This window comes from Pseudocitrobacter cyperus, assembly GCF_039889165.1.
Taxonomy (GTDB): Bacteria; Pseudomonadota; Gammaproteobacteria; order Enterobacterales; family Enterobacteriaceae; genus Pseudocitrobacter; species Pseudocitrobacter cyperus.
On record NZ_JAYMYY010000026.1, the window covers coordinates 1 to 1,178 of the forward strand.

1 rRNA gene is annotated in these 1,178 nt (G+C 52.5%); it reads left to right on the forward strand.

Annotated elements, in window-relative coordinates:
• A 23S ribosomal RNA gene (locus tag VSR74_RS23175) occupies positions 1 to 1,178 on the forward strand; the annotation flags it as partial.

Consider the following 1,178-nt stretch of genomic DNA (forward strand, 5'->3'; position numbering starts at 1 on the left):
TGGGGTGACTGCGTACCTTTTGTATAATGGGTCAGCGACTTATATTCTGTAGCAAGGTTAACCGAATAGGGGAGCCGAAGGGAAACCGAGTCTTAACTGGGCGTTAAGTTGCAGGGTATAGACCCGAAACCCGGTGATCTAGCCATGGGCAGGTTGAAGGTTGGGTAACACTAACTGGAGGACCGAACCGACTAATGTTGAAAAATTAGCGGATGACTTGTGGCTGGGGGTGAAAGGCCAATCAAACCGGGAGATAGCTGGTTCTCCCCGAAAGCTATTTAGGTAGCGCCTCGTGAACTCATCTTCGGGGGTAGAGCACTGTTTCGGCTAGGGGGTCATCCCGACTTACCAACCCGATGCAAACTACGAATACCGAAGAATGTTATCACGGGAGACACACGGCGGGTGCTAACGTCCGTCGTGAAGAGGGAAACAACCCAGACCGCCAGCTAAGGTCCCAAAGTCACAGTTAAGTGGGAAACGATGTGGGAAGGCTCAGACAGCCAGGATGTTGGCTTAGAAGCAGCCATCATTTAAAGAAAGCGTAATAGCTCACTGGTCGAGTCGGCCTGCGCGGAAGATGTAACGGGGCTAAACTGTGCACCGAAGCTGCGGCAGCGACACTATGTGTTGTTGGGTAGGGGAGCGTTCTGTAAGCCGTTGAAGGTGTGTCGTGAGGCATGCTGGAGGTATCAGAAGTGCGAATGCTGACATAAGTAACGATAAAGCGGGTGAAAAGCCCGCTCGCCGGAAGACCAAGGGTTCCTGTCCAACGTTAATCGGGGCAGGGTGAGTCGACCCCTAAGGCGAGGCCGAAAGGCGTAGTCGATGGGAAACAGGTTAATATTCCTGTACTTGGTGTTACTGCGAAGGGGGGACGGAGAAGGCTATGTTGGCCGGGCGACGGTTGTCCCGGTTTAAGCGTGTAGGTGGGAGGTTTAGGTAAATCCGGACTTCTGTTAACACTGAGACGTGATGACGAGGCACTACGGTGCTGAAGTAACAAATGCCCTGCTTCCAGGAAAAGCCTCTAAGCATCAGGTAACATTGAATCGTACCCCAAACCGACACAGGTGGTCAGGTAGAGAATACCAAGGCGCTTGAGAGAACTCGGGTGAAGGAACTAGGCAAAATGGTGCCGTAACTTCGGGAGAAGGCACGCTGATATGTAGGTGAAG